Origin of the sequence: Actinoplanes teichomyceticus ATCC 31121, assembly GCF_003711105.1 — a bacterium.
Taxonomy (GTDB): domain Bacteria; phylum Actinomycetota; class Actinomycetes; order Mycobacteriales; family Micromonosporaceae; genus Actinoplanes; species Actinoplanes teichomyceticus.
Genome location: NZ_CP023865.1, coordinates 6,918,921 through 6,932,555 on the forward strand (window position 1 = coordinate 6,918,921; position 13,635 = coordinate 6,932,555).

Here is a 13,635-nt window from a genome sequence, read left to right on the forward strand (position 1 = left end):
TGCCTCACGAAAACCCGCCCGACGACGGACCCCGGCCCGGTACGACCGGCGGGAGAGCGCCCGCACGGCCGCACCGGACCGGCCCCGAGCTAGGCGCGCAGCCTCCCGGCGACGGTGACGATGCGTCGGGCCAGGTGGTCCAGCGCGGCCAGCTGCACCTCGGTCAGCGGGGCGTCGTTGCTGCCGCCGGTGACGTGCGAGACGCCGTACGGGTTGCCGTCGGCGAACTTGAGCGGGTCGGTGTATCCGGGCGCGACCACGACCCCGCCGAAGTGATAGATCGTGTGGTAGAGCGCCAGCAGCGTCGACTCCTGGCCGCCGTGCGCGGTCTGGCTCGCGGTGAACCCGGCGTACGCCTTGTCCGCCAGCTGTCCCCGCGCCCACTGCGGGCCGAGCGTGTCGAGGAACTGCTTGAGCTGGCTGGCCACGTTGCCGTAGCGGGTCGGTGTGCCGAACAGCACCGCGTCGGCCCAGACGACGTCGTCCGCGGTGGCCCGGGGCTCGTCCTTGGTGCTGTCGAAGTGCTGGCTCCAGGCCGCGTTCGAGGCGATCGCCTCCGGCGGGGCCAGCTCGGCGACCTGACGCAGGCGTACCTCGGCGCCCGCCTTCTCCGCCGCCTCCCGCAAGCGCCGCGCCATGGCGTGCACGGTGCCGGTCGCCGAGTAGTAGACGATCGCCAGTTTGACGTCTGCCACGATGCCCCTCCTCCAGAGAATGTTTGCCGACTCAAGCAAATCCCCCGGAGCGTCCCGGCGAAACGTCTACAGGTGCAGTTCGCCGCCCTCCGGGTCGTCGAACCAGACGCCGCCGGTCGCCAGATAGCGGAACGTGTAGTCCCCCGGCTCCAGCGGCACGCTGACCGTGCGGGTGCCGTTGCGGCGCACCTGCATCTCGTGCTTGCCGGGCTGCCAGTCGTTGAAGGTGCCGACCACGCTGACCACGCCGGACGGCTCGTCCGCCGGAAGGCAGAAGGTCACCCGGGTCTTGTTGCCGAACAACTTGCTGCGCTTGATCATGGCGTCCTCCACAGGCCGTAGCCTCTTGACTACAACGGCGGGACCGGCTACTGAGTGACGACGCGCCGCAATACGCTGTGGCGATGCACCCCGAACCGCACGACGAGCTGCGCGTCGCCTCGTTCCGTGATCTCACCACCGCCACGCTGTACGACATCCTCCGCCTGCGCAGCGACGTGTTCGTGGTCGAGCAGGACTGCGCCTACCCCGACCTGGACGGCCGCGACACCGAACCCGGTACCCGACACCTATGGTTCTCCCGTGATCACGAGGTGCGGGCGTATCTGCGGATTCTCGATGACCATGGAGTGGAACGCATCGGCCGGGTGGTGACCGCGAAGACCGCACGCGGCGCCGGGCTGGCCGGCCGGCTGATGGAGCACGCGCTGGAGATCATCGGCAGCCGGCCCAGCGTGCTCGACGCCCAGTCCTACCTGGTCGGGTTCTACGCGCGCTACGGCTTCGCCCCGACCGGGCCGGAGTACGTCGAGGACGGCATCCCCCACGTACCCATGGCCCGGTGAGCGCGGAACCGCCCTGCGCCGGCCGGCGGCTCAGGGCAGCGCGTTGACCAGCTCGCTGATCGACCGCCGCCGGCCGGTGTAGAACGGCACCTCCTCGCGGACGTGCCGGCGCGCCCGGGAGGCCCGCAGGTCCCGCATCAGGTCGACGATCCGGTACAGCTCGTCCGCCTCGAACGCGAGCATCCACTCGTAGTCGCCGAGCGCGAACGACGCCACCGTGTTCGCCCGCACGTCCGGGTACCCGCGGGCCATCCGGCCGTGCTCGGCGAGCAGCTCCCGGCGCTCGGCGTCGGGCAGCAGGTACCACTCGTAGGAGCGGACGAACGGGTAGACGCAGATGTACGGCCGGGCCTCCTCGCCGGCCAGGAACGCCGGCAGGTGGCTCTTGTTGAACTCGGCCGGCCGGTGCAGCGCCATCTGCGACCAGACCGGGGTCAGGTGCCGGCCCAGCGCGGTGCGCCGGAACAGCGAGTACGCCTCCTGCAGCTGGTCCGGGTCGCTGCAGTGCCACCAGATCATCAGGTCCGCGTCGGCCCGCAGTCCGGACACGTCGTACGTGCCGCGGATCGTCACGTCCTTCGCCGCCAGCTGCTCGAACAGCCCGTCGACCTCGCCGGCCAGCTCGTCGCGCAGCGCCGGCAGCGGGCTGGTCGCCCGGAAGACCGACCACATCGTGTAGCGGATGGTGGCGTTCAGCTCGTTGATCCGAGCCGCGTTGGTCTGCTCGCTCACACTGCCTCCAAATAACTGTTCACATCGTCCGCCGCCCGCTCGCCGCCGGCCACACAGACCGGGATACCCACGCCGTCCACCGCGGCGCCGGCCAGCGCCAGTCCGGCCGGCAACGCGGCCCGGACCGCGGCCACCCGGTCCGGGTGGCCGGGGGCGTACTGCGGCAGAGCGCCGCCCCAGCGCTGGATCCACGAGGCGCCCGCCGCCGGCAGCGACCCGCCGACCAGCTCACCCAGCTCCCGGTGGGCGATCGCGAGCAGCGCCTGGTCGCTGAGCTGCAACCGGTCCTCCTCGCCGGCCCGGCCCAGCGAGGCCCGCACGATCACCGGCCCGTCCGGCCCGGCCAGGTGCGGCCACTTGCGGGTGAAGAACGTCGCCGCCTTGACCAGCGTGCCCTCCCCCGGCGGGACCAGGAAACCGGACAGCTCGGGCAGCGGGGTGCCCGGCGGCAGCGCCATCGCGGCCAGCGCGACGCTGGCGTACTCCAGGTCCCCGAGCGTCTCGGCGGCCTCCGGCGCGACGTCGGCGAGCAGCCGGGCCGCCGGCTTCGCCGGCACCGCTAGGATCACCGCGTCCACGTCGTCGGTCTGCGGTTCGGGTGCGGGCCCCAGCGTGAGCTGCCACCGATGCCCGGTACGGCGGATGCCCCGCACCGGCAGCCCGAGACTGATCCGGGCCCGGGCGGCGCCGGCGGCCGCTCCGATCAGGCGGCTCATCCCGCCGTCGACGGCCGCGAACACCGGCCGGCCCGGGGTGCGCTTGCTCAGCGCCTGGGCCGCCCGGACCGCGCCGCGCAGCGTGTGCTCGGTCTCCGCGGTGCGGGCCAGCTGCGGCATCGTGGCGCGCAGCGAGAGCTGGTCGGCGCGGCCCGCGTAGACGCCGCCGAGCATCGGGTCGACCAGCCGGTCCACCACCTGGGCGCCGTACCGCGAGCGGACCAGCTCGCCGACCGCGATGTCCTCGCCGGGCGCCAGCAGCGGGCGGCCGGTGTCGCGGTCCGCGTCCGGCTCCGGCACGGCCACCCCGTCCAGCGTCGACAGGTCACCGGGCACGCCGACCAGGGTGCCGGCCGGGACCCGGGTCAGCCGCCCGCCGATCACCAGCGCGGCCGGCTGGGGCGCCGGGTGCACCAGGGCGTCGCCCAGGCCCAGCCGGCGGGCGAAGGCCACCGCCGGCGAGTCGCCGCCGTCGCCCGCGGCGTTCAGGAACGACTCGGCGCCGCGCTCGACCGGCAGGCCGGCCAGCTCGCCGGTACGCAGTTTGCCGCCCAGGGCGCCGCTCTGCTCGTACACGATGATCTCGGTGTCCGGCGGGCTGACATCCCGCAGACGCACGGCGGCCGCCAGGCCGGCGATGCCGCCGCCGATGACCGCGATCCGCTTCCGCACGCTTCCACCCTCCCAGGCCGCTTCCGCGCCCACCCGGCGGGGTCCGCCGCTGTGAGCTTCGGCTGGTTCTCCCGGGTTGTCCGGGCCGGTTCAGCCCCGCCGGGAGGCGCCAGCCGCCGGGCCGCCGCGGGTGTCCGGCGCCTCCGGGACGCCCGGACGGCCCGCCGGAAGAGTGCCCGACCAGCGGCCCCGGGCCCCAGGGCCATTGGTCCTCTAGCCGGCCGAGGCCTCGTGCACCAGGGCGACCAGGCGGGTGAGGATGTCCGGGTCGGTCTCCGGCATGACGCCGTGACCGAGGTTGAACACGTGGCCCGGGGCGGCGCGGCCCTGCTCCAGCACCCGCCGGGCCTCCCGCTCGACCACCTCCCAGCCGGCGAACAGGACCGCCGGGTCGAGGTTGCCCTGCACCGCCCGGTCCGGACCGATCCGCCGGGTGGCCACGTCCAGCGGAGTACGCCAGTCCACCCCGACCACGTCGGCGCCGGCCTCGCCCATCGCCTCCAGCAGCACCGCGGTGCCCACCCCGAAATGGATCCGCGGCACCCCGGCGTCGGCCAGCCCGCCCAGCACCCGGGCCGAGTGCGGCATGACGAACTCGCGGTAGTCCGCCTCGGAGAGCGCGCCGGCCCACGAGTCGAACAGCTGCACCGCGCTCACCCCGGCGTCCACCTGCGTGCGCAGGAACGCCAGCGTGATGTCGGCGAGCCGGGTGAGCAGCGCGTGCCACAGCCGCGGCGCGCCGTACATCATCGCCTTGGTCTTCAGGTACGTCCGCGACGGGCCGCCCTCGATCAGGTAGCTGGCCAGCGTGAACGGCGCCCCGGCGAACCCGATCAGCGGGGTGGCGCCGAGCTCGGCGACCAGCAGCCGCACCGACTCGGCGACGAAGTCCACGTCGTCCGCGGTGATCGGGCGCAGCCGGGCCAGGTCGGCCTCGGTGCGCACCGGATCGGCGACCACCGGGCCGGTGCCGGCCACGATGTCCAGGTCGATGCCGGCCGCGGCGATCGGCACCACGATGTCGCTGAACAGGATGGCCGCGTCCACGCCGTGCCGGCGCACCGGTTGCAGGGTGATCTCGGTGACCAGGTCCGGCCGGCGGCACGACTCGAGCATCCCGATCCCCTCGCGGATCTTGCGGTACTCGGGCAGCGAACGCCCGGCCTGCCGCATGAACCAGACCGGCGTGTGCGGGCCGGGCAGGCCACGGCACGCGCGAACGAACGGGGAATCGCTGAGAACCGTCACCGCGTCATCGTGCCACGTGAGTACGGACGCCCGGCGGCGCGGCGGACGGCTACCGGGGCGTAGATCGGCATACTCTTCCCCCATGGCGTCCCCCTCCGCTGTTCCCGAGGCGTTCACCCGCGCGGTGGCCGGGCTGCGCGCGGACTCGCCACGGCCGGAGATCCTGCTCGAGGAGATCGCCGCGCCGCAGCGGCTCGCGCCCTACGCTTTCGCGCTCAGCGCCACCGTCCTGCGGTCCGGCGAGGAGGTCGCGAGCGGCCGGCTGATCCTGCTGCACGAGCCGGCCGGGCACGACGCCTGGCGCGGCGACCTGCGCCTGGTCACCCTGGTCACCGCGGAGCTGGAGACGGACCTGGCCACCGATCCGCTGCTGCCCGCGGTGGCCTGGACCTGGCTGACCGACGGCCTGGACCAGCACGCCGCCGCCTACACCGCGATCGGCGGCACGGTGACGCAGACCGCGTCGACCCGCTTCGGCGAGCTGGCCGGCCCACCGCCGACCGCCGACCTGGAGGTCCGCGCCTCGTGGACCCCGACCTCCGGCGACCTCACCGCGCACCTGCGCGGCTGGTGCGTCATGCTGTCGTCGACCGCGGGACTGCCCCCGCCCGGCGTCTCGTCGCTCGCCGACCGTCACCGCACCCCGGCCACCTGACCGTCCGGTCAGCCGGCGGGTGGCGCGGGGACGGACGCCGGCTCGGCCGCACGGCCTGCGGGCGGGGCTTACCGGTCGTACCGGGAAATCGGCAGCGGACCGGTCAGCAGACGTCGAACGTCTGGCAGGCGGTGGCGATCGGGATGGCCAGACCGATGCCCTCGGCATCGCGGGCCTTGGCGGTGGCCAGGCCGACCACCTGGCGGCTGGTGTTGACCACCGGCCCGCCGGAGTTGCCCGGGTTGATCGGGGCGTCGAACTGGATCGTCGGGCCGTCCGCGTCGTCCTCGCGGAAGGCGCTGATCACGCCGGTGGTGACGGTGTCGTCGAGGCCCAGCGGAGCGCCGACCACGACGACCTGCTGGCCCGGCCGGACCTGCCCGGCGGCCACCCCGATCGGCTTGATCCGCTGCTTGGCGCGGAGCAGGGCGAGGTCCTTGGCCTCGTTCACCTCGACGATCGTCGCCGAGATGCGGGTGGCGCCGCGTTCCAGGGAGACCGTGCGGCCGCCGGCGTTCCAGGCCTGTTCGACCACATGGAAGTTGGTGAACAGGGTGGTGCTGCCGCCGGTGGCTCCGGCGCCGACCGCGAACGCGGTGCCGGTGAAGTCCCCGGCCCGGACCCGGAACACGCTGGGCAGGACCGCGGTGGAGATGCCCTCCGGGTTGAAGACGCCGGCCAGGGCCTTCTCCAGCTGGGCGCTGCGGCCCTGCTCGCCGGCCACCGCGGAGGCCAGGTCGTTGCTGCTGCGGATCATGGATTCGATCCGGTACGCCTGCCAGCCGGTCACCACGAGCAGCAGCAGGACCAGTCCGAGGATCACCGGCCGGCCCCGGCCGGCGCCGGCCGGGGCGGACGCCCGGGAGCCGGTCGCCGGAGCGTCGAAGGCCGGCACGCGCAGGTCCGGATAGTCCGGCCCGGTGTGGCCGGGATCCGGGTAGCCGGACCCGGTGTGCCCGGGATCCGGGTGGCCGGGCCCGGTGTAGCCGGGGTCCGGGTGGCCCGCGGCGACCGGCTGGGCCGGCGGCGCGGGCGGCTGGTGGTACCGCCGGCCGGTCCGGTGCGGCTCGGCCACGCCGGGCTCGTCCCAGACCGGGCCCGGCTCCCAGGAGCTCTCCGGCTGACCGGCCCACGGATCCTCCGGGCGGCGGTAGCCGTCGTCGTACCGGTCCGCGTAGCGGTCCCGACCCCGGCGGGGCTGCGGCGAACCGGCTGGGGTGAAGGGCTCGTAAGTGGCGGTCATCCGGCACGGCCTCCCAAGGGCGTCGGCGTGGCACCCGGGTATACGCAGCCGGCCGCGCAATGGTTGAACCGGGAAGTCGATCGAGAAATCGGCGCGCCGGGACCCGGCTGCGCGCGCCTCGGGTGCGGCCCCCGTACGGTTACGGAGTGACCGACGAAGCACCCCTGCGCCGTCGGGACGCGCCGGAGTCAGCAGGGGACGGACCGCACGCAGTGCCGCCCGGCCCGAGTTCTGGCGGTTCCGAGGCTGTTCCCCTGACGGCGCCCCGCGATGGCACCCCCGCTCCCGTGGAGAGCGCCGACGACCTGGCCGAGGTCGTCGCCCGGATGGCCGCGGGCACCGGGCCCGTGGCCGTGGACGCCGAACGCGCGTCCGGCTACCGATACACCCAGCGGGCGTACCTGGTGCAGCTGCGCCGGGCCGGCGCCGGCACCGTGCTGATCGACCCCTTGCCGCTGGACGACCTGCGCACCCTGGACGCGGCCCTGGCCGACACCGAGTGGGTGCTGCACGCCGCCAGCCAGGATCTGCCGTGCCTGGCCGAGCTCGGGATGAAGCCGCGCCGGCTGTTCGACACCGAGCTGGCCGCCCGGCTCGCCGGGTTCGAGCGGGTCGGCCTGGCCGCGCTCACCGAGCAGCTGCTCGGCTTCTCGCTGGAGAAACACCACTCGGCGGCGGACTGGTCGACGCGGCCGCTGCCGGAGTCCTGGCTGACGTACGCCGCGCTCGACGTCGAGCTGCTCACCGACCTGCGCGACCTGCTCGCCGCGGAGCTGGACCGGCAGGGCAAGGCGGCCTGGGCGGCGGAGGAGTTCGCCGCGCTGGTGGCCGGCGCGGACCGGCCGCCGCGGGTGCGCGCCGATCCGTGGCGGCGCACCTCGGGCATCCACCGGGTGCGCGGCGCGCGGGCCCAGGCCCGGGTCCGGGCGCTGTGGTACGCCCGGGACGGCATCGCCGCCCGCCGGGACACCGCGCCGGGCCGGGTGCTGCCCGACTCGGCGATCGTGGCCGCGGCCGAGGCCGATCCGAAGGACGAGCGCACCCTGCTCGCCATCTCCGGGTTCGGCGGCCGTTCGGTGCGCCGGCTCGCCAAGATCTGGCTGGACGCGCTGGATCAGGCGCGGGCCCTGCCGGACGAGGCGCTGCCGGTGAACCAGCCGGTGGAGGGACCGCCCCCGCCGCACCGCTGGGCCGAGCGCGACCCGGTGGCCGCCGCCCGGCTGGCCCGGTGCCGGCAGGTGGTGGTGGGCACCGCGGAGACCTACCGGCTGCCCCCGGAGAACCTGATCAGCCCGGACTTCATCCGCCGGCTGGCCTGGTCGCCGCCGGACGACATCTCCGCGCGGACGGTCAGCGACACGCTGCGCGGCTTCGGGGCCCGCAACTGGCAGGTCGGCCTGATCGCCGAGCAGCTCGCCGCGGTCCTGCCGGCCCCGGCCACGGAGGCCGGATAGCCCCCGCGGACGGCGACTTGTGAACTACACGGAGGGTCTGGCAGCCTCTAGTTACCGGCGAGTAGCATTGCCGGCACATTAGGGTTCACGCCCGCAAGGAGGCTTGCTGTGCCCCGTGAAGTACGCGAGGTCGTCTTCGTCGACGGCGTCCGCACCCCGTTCGGCAAGGCGGGCGGCATGTACGCCGAGACCCGCGCCGACGACCTGGTGATCCGCTGCATCCGAGAGCTGATGAAGCGGAATCCCCAGCTCCCGCCGGAGCGTGTGGACGAGGTCGCGATCGCGGCCACCACCCAGACCGGCGACCAGGGCCTGACCATCGGCCGGACCGCGGCCCTGCTGGCCGGCCTGCCCAAGACGGTGCCCGGCTACGCCGTGGACCGGATGTGCGCCGGCGCGATGACCGCGGTGACCAACGTCGCCGGCGGCATCGCGATGGGGGCGTACGACGTCGCCGTCGCCGGCGGTGTCGAGCACATGGGCCGGCACCCGATGGGCGAGGGCGTCGACCCGAACCCGCGGATCCTGACCGAGAAGCTGGTCGACCCGTCCGCCCTGGTGATGGGCGCGACCGCGGAGAACCTGCACGACCGGCTGCCGCACATCACCAAGGAGCGCACCGACCGCTTCGGGCTCAACTCGCAGCTGAAGACCGCCAAGGCGTACGCCGACGGCAAGCTGCAGCCGGACCTGGTCCCGGTGGCGATCCGCAGCGCCGAGCTGGGCTGGGGCCTGGCTACGGTGGACGAGGCACCGCGTGAGACCTCGATGGAGAAGCTCGCCACGCTCAAGACCCCGTTCCGCCCGCACGGCCGGGTCACCGCGGGCAACGCGGCCGGCCTCAACGACGGCGCCACCGCGGCCCTGCTCGCCGACGAGGCGACCGCCCGTGAGCTGGGCCTGCCGGTCGCCATGCGGCTGGTGTCGTACGCCTACGCCGGCGTCGAGCCGGAGATCATGGGGTACGGCCCGATCCCGTCGACCGAGAAGGCGCTGAAGAAGGCCGGCCTGACCATCGACGACATCGGCCTGTTCGAGCTGAACGAGGCCTTCGCGGTGCAGGTGCTCGCGCTGCTGGACCACTACGGCATCGCCGACGACGACCCCCGGGTCAACCCGTGGGGCGGCGCGATCGCCATCGGCCACCCGCTGGCCTCCTCCGGCGTGCGCCTGATGACGCAGCTCGCGCGGCACTTCGCCGAGCACCCCGAAGTCCGTTACGGCCTCACCGCCATGTGCATCGGCATCGGCATGGGCGGCACCGTGATCTGGGAGAACCCGAACTGGGCAGGCGCGAAGGAAGGCTCCGACAAGTGATCGAGAACCCGAACGAGGTAGTGACCAAGGCGCTCCTGCGCTCCGTCCGGGTACCCGGTCTGGACAAGCCGGTCGCCCTGATCACCCTGGACAACGGCTTCGATCACAAGAAGCCGAACAGCTTCGGCCCGGCCGGCCTGAAGTCGCTGGACGAGGCGATCACCGCGGCCACCGAGGCGGACCCGGCGTTCATCGCGATCACCGGCAAGCCGTACATCTTCTGTGTGGGCGCGGACATCACCGGCATGCCGCTGATCGCCTCCCGCGAGCAGGCCGTCGAGCTGGGCGTGCTGGGCCACCGGGTGTTCGCCCGGCTGAGGGACAGTGAGATCCCGACGTTCGCGTTCGTCAACGGCGCGGCGCTCGGCGGCGGCCTGGAGGTCGCGCTGCACTGCCACTACCGCACGGTCTCCACCGGCGCGGCCGCGCTCGGCCTGCCCGAGGTCGCGATCGGCCTGATCCCCGGCTGGGGCGGCAGCCAGCTGCTGCCGAACCTGATCGGGATCGCCGGCGCGGCGCAGGTGATCCTGCAGAACCCGCTGACCCAGAAGACCCTGCGCCCGAAGCAGGCCCGCGAGCTGGGCGTCGCCGACGCGCTGTTCGAGGCCGCCGACTTCCTGGAGCACTCGCTGGCCTGGGCGGCCGGTGTGGTCAAGGGCGAGATCACGGTCGAGCGTCCCGAGGTCGACCGGGACATGTGGGACGCGGTGCTGTTCTTCGCCAAGCAGCAGCTGGACGAGAAGCTGCACGGCGCGGTCCCCTCCGCGAACAAGGCCCTGGAGCTGCTCGCGCTGGCCAAGGAGGCGTCCTTCGCCGACGGTACGGCGGCCGAGACCGAGGCGCTCGCCGACCTGATCATGGGTGACGAGGCGCGCGCCAGCCTGTACGCGTTCGACCTGGTGCAGCGGCGCGCCAAGCGCCCGGTCGGCGTGCCGGACGCCTCGCTGGCCCGCAAGGTCACCAAGGTCGGCATCGTCGGCGCCGGTCTGATGGCGTCCCAGCTGGCCCTGCTCTTCCTGCGCCGCCTGCAGGTGCCGGTGGTGCTCACCGACCTGGACCAGGCCCGGGTCGACAAGGGCGTGGCGTACGTCCAGGCGGAGATCGACAAGCTGGTCGGCAAGCGCCGGATGGACGAGGGCACCGCGGCCAAGCTGCGCGGCCTGATCAGCGGCTCGGTGGACCGCTCGGTCTTCGCCGACGCCGACTTCGTGATCGAGGCGGTGTTCGAGAACCTGGAGCTGAAGAAGCAGATCTGGGCCGAGTTCGAGAAGATCGTCAAGCCGGAGGCGATCCTCGCCACCAACACCAGCTCGCTGTCGATCACCGAGATGGCGGCGGATCTTACGCACCCGGAGCGGGTCGTCGGCTTCCACTTCTTCAACCCGGTCGCGGTCCTGCCGCTGCTGGAGATCATCAAGGGCGAGCGGACCGACGACGCGACGCTGGCCACCGCGTTCGCCGTCGGCAAGGAGCTGAAGAAGTCCTCGGTGCTGGTCAAGGACGCCCCCGCGTTCGTGGTCAACCGGGTGCTGACCCGCTTCACCAGCGAGGTGTTCAAGGCCATCGACGCCGGCACCCCGCTGGAGGTGGTCAACGAGGCGTTCGACCCGATGGGCCTGCCGATGCGCCCGATCGCGCTGCTGCAGCTGGTCGGTCCGGCGGTCGCGTACCACGTGGGCGAGACGCTGCACACCGCGTTCCCGGACCGTTTCGCGGACAGCCCGAACCTCAAGCGGATCGTGGACGCCGGCCTGCCGCTGCTGGTCGACGACGAGATCAACACCGAGGTCGTCAAGCTGCTCGAGGTCGGCGACACGGTGCTCACCGGCGACGAGGTGCGGGCCCGGGCCCTGGCCGCGCTGGCCGAGGAGATCCGGATCATGCTCGACGAGGGTGTGGTCGCCGAGGCGCAGGACATCGACCTGTGCATGATCCTCGGCGCCGGGTACCCGTTCCACCTCGGCGGGATCACGCCGTACCTGGACCGCAGCGGCATCGCGGAGCAGGTCACCGGCAAGCGCTTCCTGCCGGCCGGCCTGGCGGACGTCCGCCGCTGACCGTCGCCGGCCCGCCCGGGTCCACCCGGGCGGGCCGGCCGGTCCGGGTCGCCGTCAGGAGACCCGGGGAACCGTCGCGCTCGCGGACACCACCGGTGTGGTGTCCGCGGCCGGCAGTGAGACGGTGACCTCCAGCCCACCCCCGGTCAGGGCGATCGCGGACACCGTGCCGCCGTGCGCGTCGCACACCGCGCGGACGATGGACAGGCCCAGCCCGGATCCGCGCGACCCGGTCCGCTCCCAGCCACCGCGCCGGAACGGCTCGAACAACCCGGGCACCTCGCCCGGCTCAACCTCGTGCCCCGTGTTGCCGACCACCAGCCGGGCCTGCCCGCCGGCCGACTCGGTGCGCAGCCAGAGCCGTCCGAGCAGGTGGTTGTACCGGATCGCGTTCTCGATCAGGTTGCCGGCCAGCCGGTCCAGCAGGCTCGGGTCGCCGACCACCGGCGCGGCCTCCAGCTCGGTGCTGACCTCCAGCTTCATCCGTTCGGCCTCGCGTTTGACCGCGGACAGCGCGTTGTAGACGCTGGTGGCCAGGTCGGCCGGCACCTTGCGGACCAGCCGCCGGCCGGACTGCGCCTCCGAGCGGGCCAGCACCAGCAGCGCGTCGACCAGCCCGTTCGCCCGAGTCGAGGCGTCGCGCACCACCCGGGCCATCCGCCGGTACTCGGCCACGTCGGCGTCCGGGTCGCTGAGCGTCACGTCGATCTCGGTCCGCATCACCGCGAGCGGGGTCCGCAGCTCGTGCGACGCGTTCGCGACGAACCGTTTCTGCGACTCGAACGCGGCCGCCAGCCGGTCCAGCATCGCGTCGAACGTGCGGGCCAGCTCGGCCACCTCGTCGTCCGCCCCGGCGTACCGGATCCGCTGGTCCAGGGTCTCCTCGCCGAGCCGCTGGGCGGTCTGGGTGACGGTGTGCAGCGGGCGCAACGCGCGGCGGGTCACCAGGTAACCGCCGGCGGTGCCGATGATGCCGATCGCGACCAGCGCGCTCAGTCCCTTGATCAGCAGCTGGTCGGAGGCCTGGTCGATCATCTCGGCCTGCCAGGACCGGGCCTCCCGGGTGCTGCCGTCGTTCAACGTCACCGTGGAGCCGGCGCGCAGCTCGTCGGCCGGGTGCAGGGACTCGTCGACCAGCAGCCAGGCCAGCACCACCAGCACCGCGCCGGCCGCGACCAGCAGGATCCCGTTCAGCAGGGTGAGCCGCAGCCGCAGGGTGGGCCGCAGCAGCCGGCGCAGCAGGCCCTCCGCCCGGTCGGGCCGGTGGTAGACGGTCACGTGGTCACGACCGGTTCCGGGACCCGGTAGCCGGCGCCGACCACGGTCTCGATCAGCGGCGGATCGCCGAGCTTCTTGCGCAGCGTCATCACCGTCACCCGCACCGTGGTGGTGAACGGATCGGTGTTCGCGTCCCAGACCCGCTCCAGCAGCTCCTCGCTGGAGACCACCGCGCCGCGGGCCTTGAGCAGCGCCTCCAGCACCCCGAACTCCTTGTTGGTGAGGTCCACCGGGAGGCCGCCCCGGGTCACCGCGCGCCGGGCCGGGTCGAGCACCAGGTTCCCCACGCTGAACACCGGCGGGGCGGGCGGGGTGGCCCGCCGGCCCAGCGCCTGCACCCGGGCCACCAGCTCGTCGAAGGCGAACGGCTTGGGCAGGTAGTCGTCGGCGCCCAGCTGCAGGCCCTCCACCCGCTCGGCGACCGAGCCGCTGGCGGTCAGCATCAGCACCCGGGTCAGCGCGCCGGACTCGACCAGGGCGGCGCAGATCTCGTCGCCGTGCATACCGGGCAGGTCCCGGTCCAGGACCACCACGTCGTAGCGGGTCACGTAGGCCATCTCGTGCCCCTGCAGGCCGTCGTACGCCACGTCGACGGCCATCCCGTGCCGCCGCAGCCCGCGGGCGATCGCGTCGGCCATCGTCCGCTCGTCCTCCACCACCAGCACGCGCACCGCAGACCTCCGTAACCACCCTGACCCGGCCGTAGCTGCAGGCTACCGAACC

Annotated in this window: 13 protein-coding genes; 5 read left to right on the forward strand and 8 right to left on the reverse strand. The window is 73.5% G+C overall.

Features of this window, described 5'->3' with window-relative positions; translation table 11 throughout:
* Positions 1-89: 89 nt before the first annotated feature.
* Positions 90-698, reverse strand: a complete 609-nt coding sequence (wrbA, locus tag ACTEI_RS30285; RefSeq protein ID WP_372443182.1) for an NAD(P)H:quinone oxidoreductase — start codon at positions 696-698, stop codon at positions 90-92.
* 63 nt (positions 699-761) lie between these two features.
* On the reverse strand, positions 762-1,016 hold the full coding sequence (locus ACTEI_RS30290) for an isoamylase early set domain-containing protein (protein WP_122982503.1): 255 nt from the start codon (positions 1,014-1,016) through the stop codon (positions 762-764).
* Positions 1,017-1,099: 83 nt separating this feature from the next.
* Here ACTEI_RS30290 and ACTEI_RS30295 point away from each other — a divergent pair, with 83 nt between their 5' ends.
* Positions 1,100-1,540, forward strand: a complete 441-nt coding sequence (locus ACTEI_RS30295) for a GNAT family N-acetyltransferase (protein WP_122982504.1) — start codon at positions 1,100-1,102, stop codon at positions 1,538-1,540.
* A gap of 30 nt (positions 1,541-1,570) precedes the next feature.
* On the opposite strand, the gene hemQ is transcribed toward ACTEI_RS30295, so the two are convergent.
* The 3 genes from hemQ to hemE all read right to left on the reverse strand — a co-directional run bounded on the left by hemQ (position 1,571) and on the right by hemE (position 4,908).
* Entirely contained in the window at positions 1,571-2,272 is a 702-nt protein-coding gene (gene hemQ, locus ACTEI_RS30300; RefSeq protein ID WP_122980761.1) for a hydrogen peroxide-dependent heme synthase, read from the reverse strand.
* Positions 2,269-3,660, reverse strand: a complete 1,392-nt coding sequence (hemG, locus tag ACTEI_RS30305; protein WP_122982505.1) for a protoporphyrinogen oxidase — start codon at positions 3,658-3,660, stop codon at positions 2,269-2,271. Before hemG ends, hemQ begins: the two co-directional genes overlap by 4 nt.
* A 213-nt stretch (positions 3,661-3,873) precedes the next feature.
* On the reverse strand, positions 3,874-4,908 hold the full coding sequence (gene hemE / locus ACTEI_RS30310) for a uroporphyrinogen decarboxylase (RefSeq protein WP_239082096.1): 1,035 nt from the start codon (positions 4,906-4,908) through the stop codon (positions 3,874-3,876).
* Positions 4,909-4,990: 82 nt separating this feature from the next.
* Between hemE and ACTEI_RS30315 the strand changes: the two genes are divergently transcribed.
* Entirely contained in the window at positions 4,991-5,563 is a 573-nt protein-coding gene (locus ACTEI_RS30315; protein ID WP_122980763.1) for a DUF3000 domain-containing protein, read from the forward strand.
* A 103-nt stretch (positions 5,564-5,666) separates the two neighbouring features.
* On the opposite strand, the gene ACTEI_RS30320 is transcribed toward ACTEI_RS30315, so the two are convergent.
* Positions 5,667-6,806 (reverse strand): S1C family serine protease, encoded by a 1,140-nt coding sequence (locus tag ACTEI_RS30320; protein ID WP_122980764.1) that lies wholly within the window; start codon positions 6,804-6,806, stop codon positions 5,667-5,669.
* A gap of 146 nt (positions 6,807-6,952) precedes the next feature.
* Here ACTEI_RS30320 and ACTEI_RS30325 point away from each other — a divergent pair, with 146 nt between their 5' ends.
* The 3 genes from ACTEI_RS30325 (at position 6,953) to ACTEI_RS30335 (ending at position 11,634) form a co-directional block, all read left to right on the forward strand.
* A complete protein-coding gene (locus tag ACTEI_RS30325) occupies positions 6,953-8,260 on the forward strand; it encodes a ribonuclease D (RefSeq protein WP_372443180.1) in 1,308 nt (435 codons plus the stop codon).
* A 108-nt stretch (positions 8,261-8,368) separates the two neighbouring features.
* Complete coding sequence (locus tag ACTEI_RS30330) at positions 8,369-9,577, forward strand: thiolase family protein (RefSeq protein WP_122980766.1); 1,209 nt, start codon at positions 8,369-8,371, stop codon at positions 9,575-9,577.
* A complete protein-coding gene (locus ACTEI_RS30335) occupies positions 9,574-11,634 on the forward strand; it encodes a 3-hydroxyacyl-CoA dehydrogenase NAD-binding domain-containing protein (protein ID WP_122980767.1) in 2,061 nt (686 codons plus the stop codon). The genes ACTEI_RS30330 and ACTEI_RS30335 overlap by 4 nt, the downstream gene beginning before the upstream one ends.
* A gap of 54 nt (positions 11,635-11,688) precedes the next feature.
* On the opposite strand, the gene ACTEI_RS30340 is transcribed toward ACTEI_RS30335, so the two are convergent.
* Together ACTEI_RS30340 and ACTEI_RS30345 are read right to left on the reverse strand one after the other, a co-directional pair.
* A complete protein-coding gene (locus tag ACTEI_RS30340; RefSeq protein WP_372443181.1) occupies positions 11,689-12,912 on the reverse strand; it encodes a sensor histidine kinase in 1,224 nt (407 codons plus the stop codon).
* Positions 12,909-13,583 (reverse strand): response regulator transcription factor, encoded by a 675-nt coding sequence (locus ACTEI_RS30345; protein ID WP_122980768.1) that lies wholly within the window; start codon positions 13,581-13,583, stop codon positions 12,909-12,911. The genes ACTEI_RS30340 and ACTEI_RS30345 overlap by 4 nt, the downstream gene beginning before the upstream one ends.
* Between the last annotated feature and the right edge of the window lie 52 nt (positions 13,584-13,635).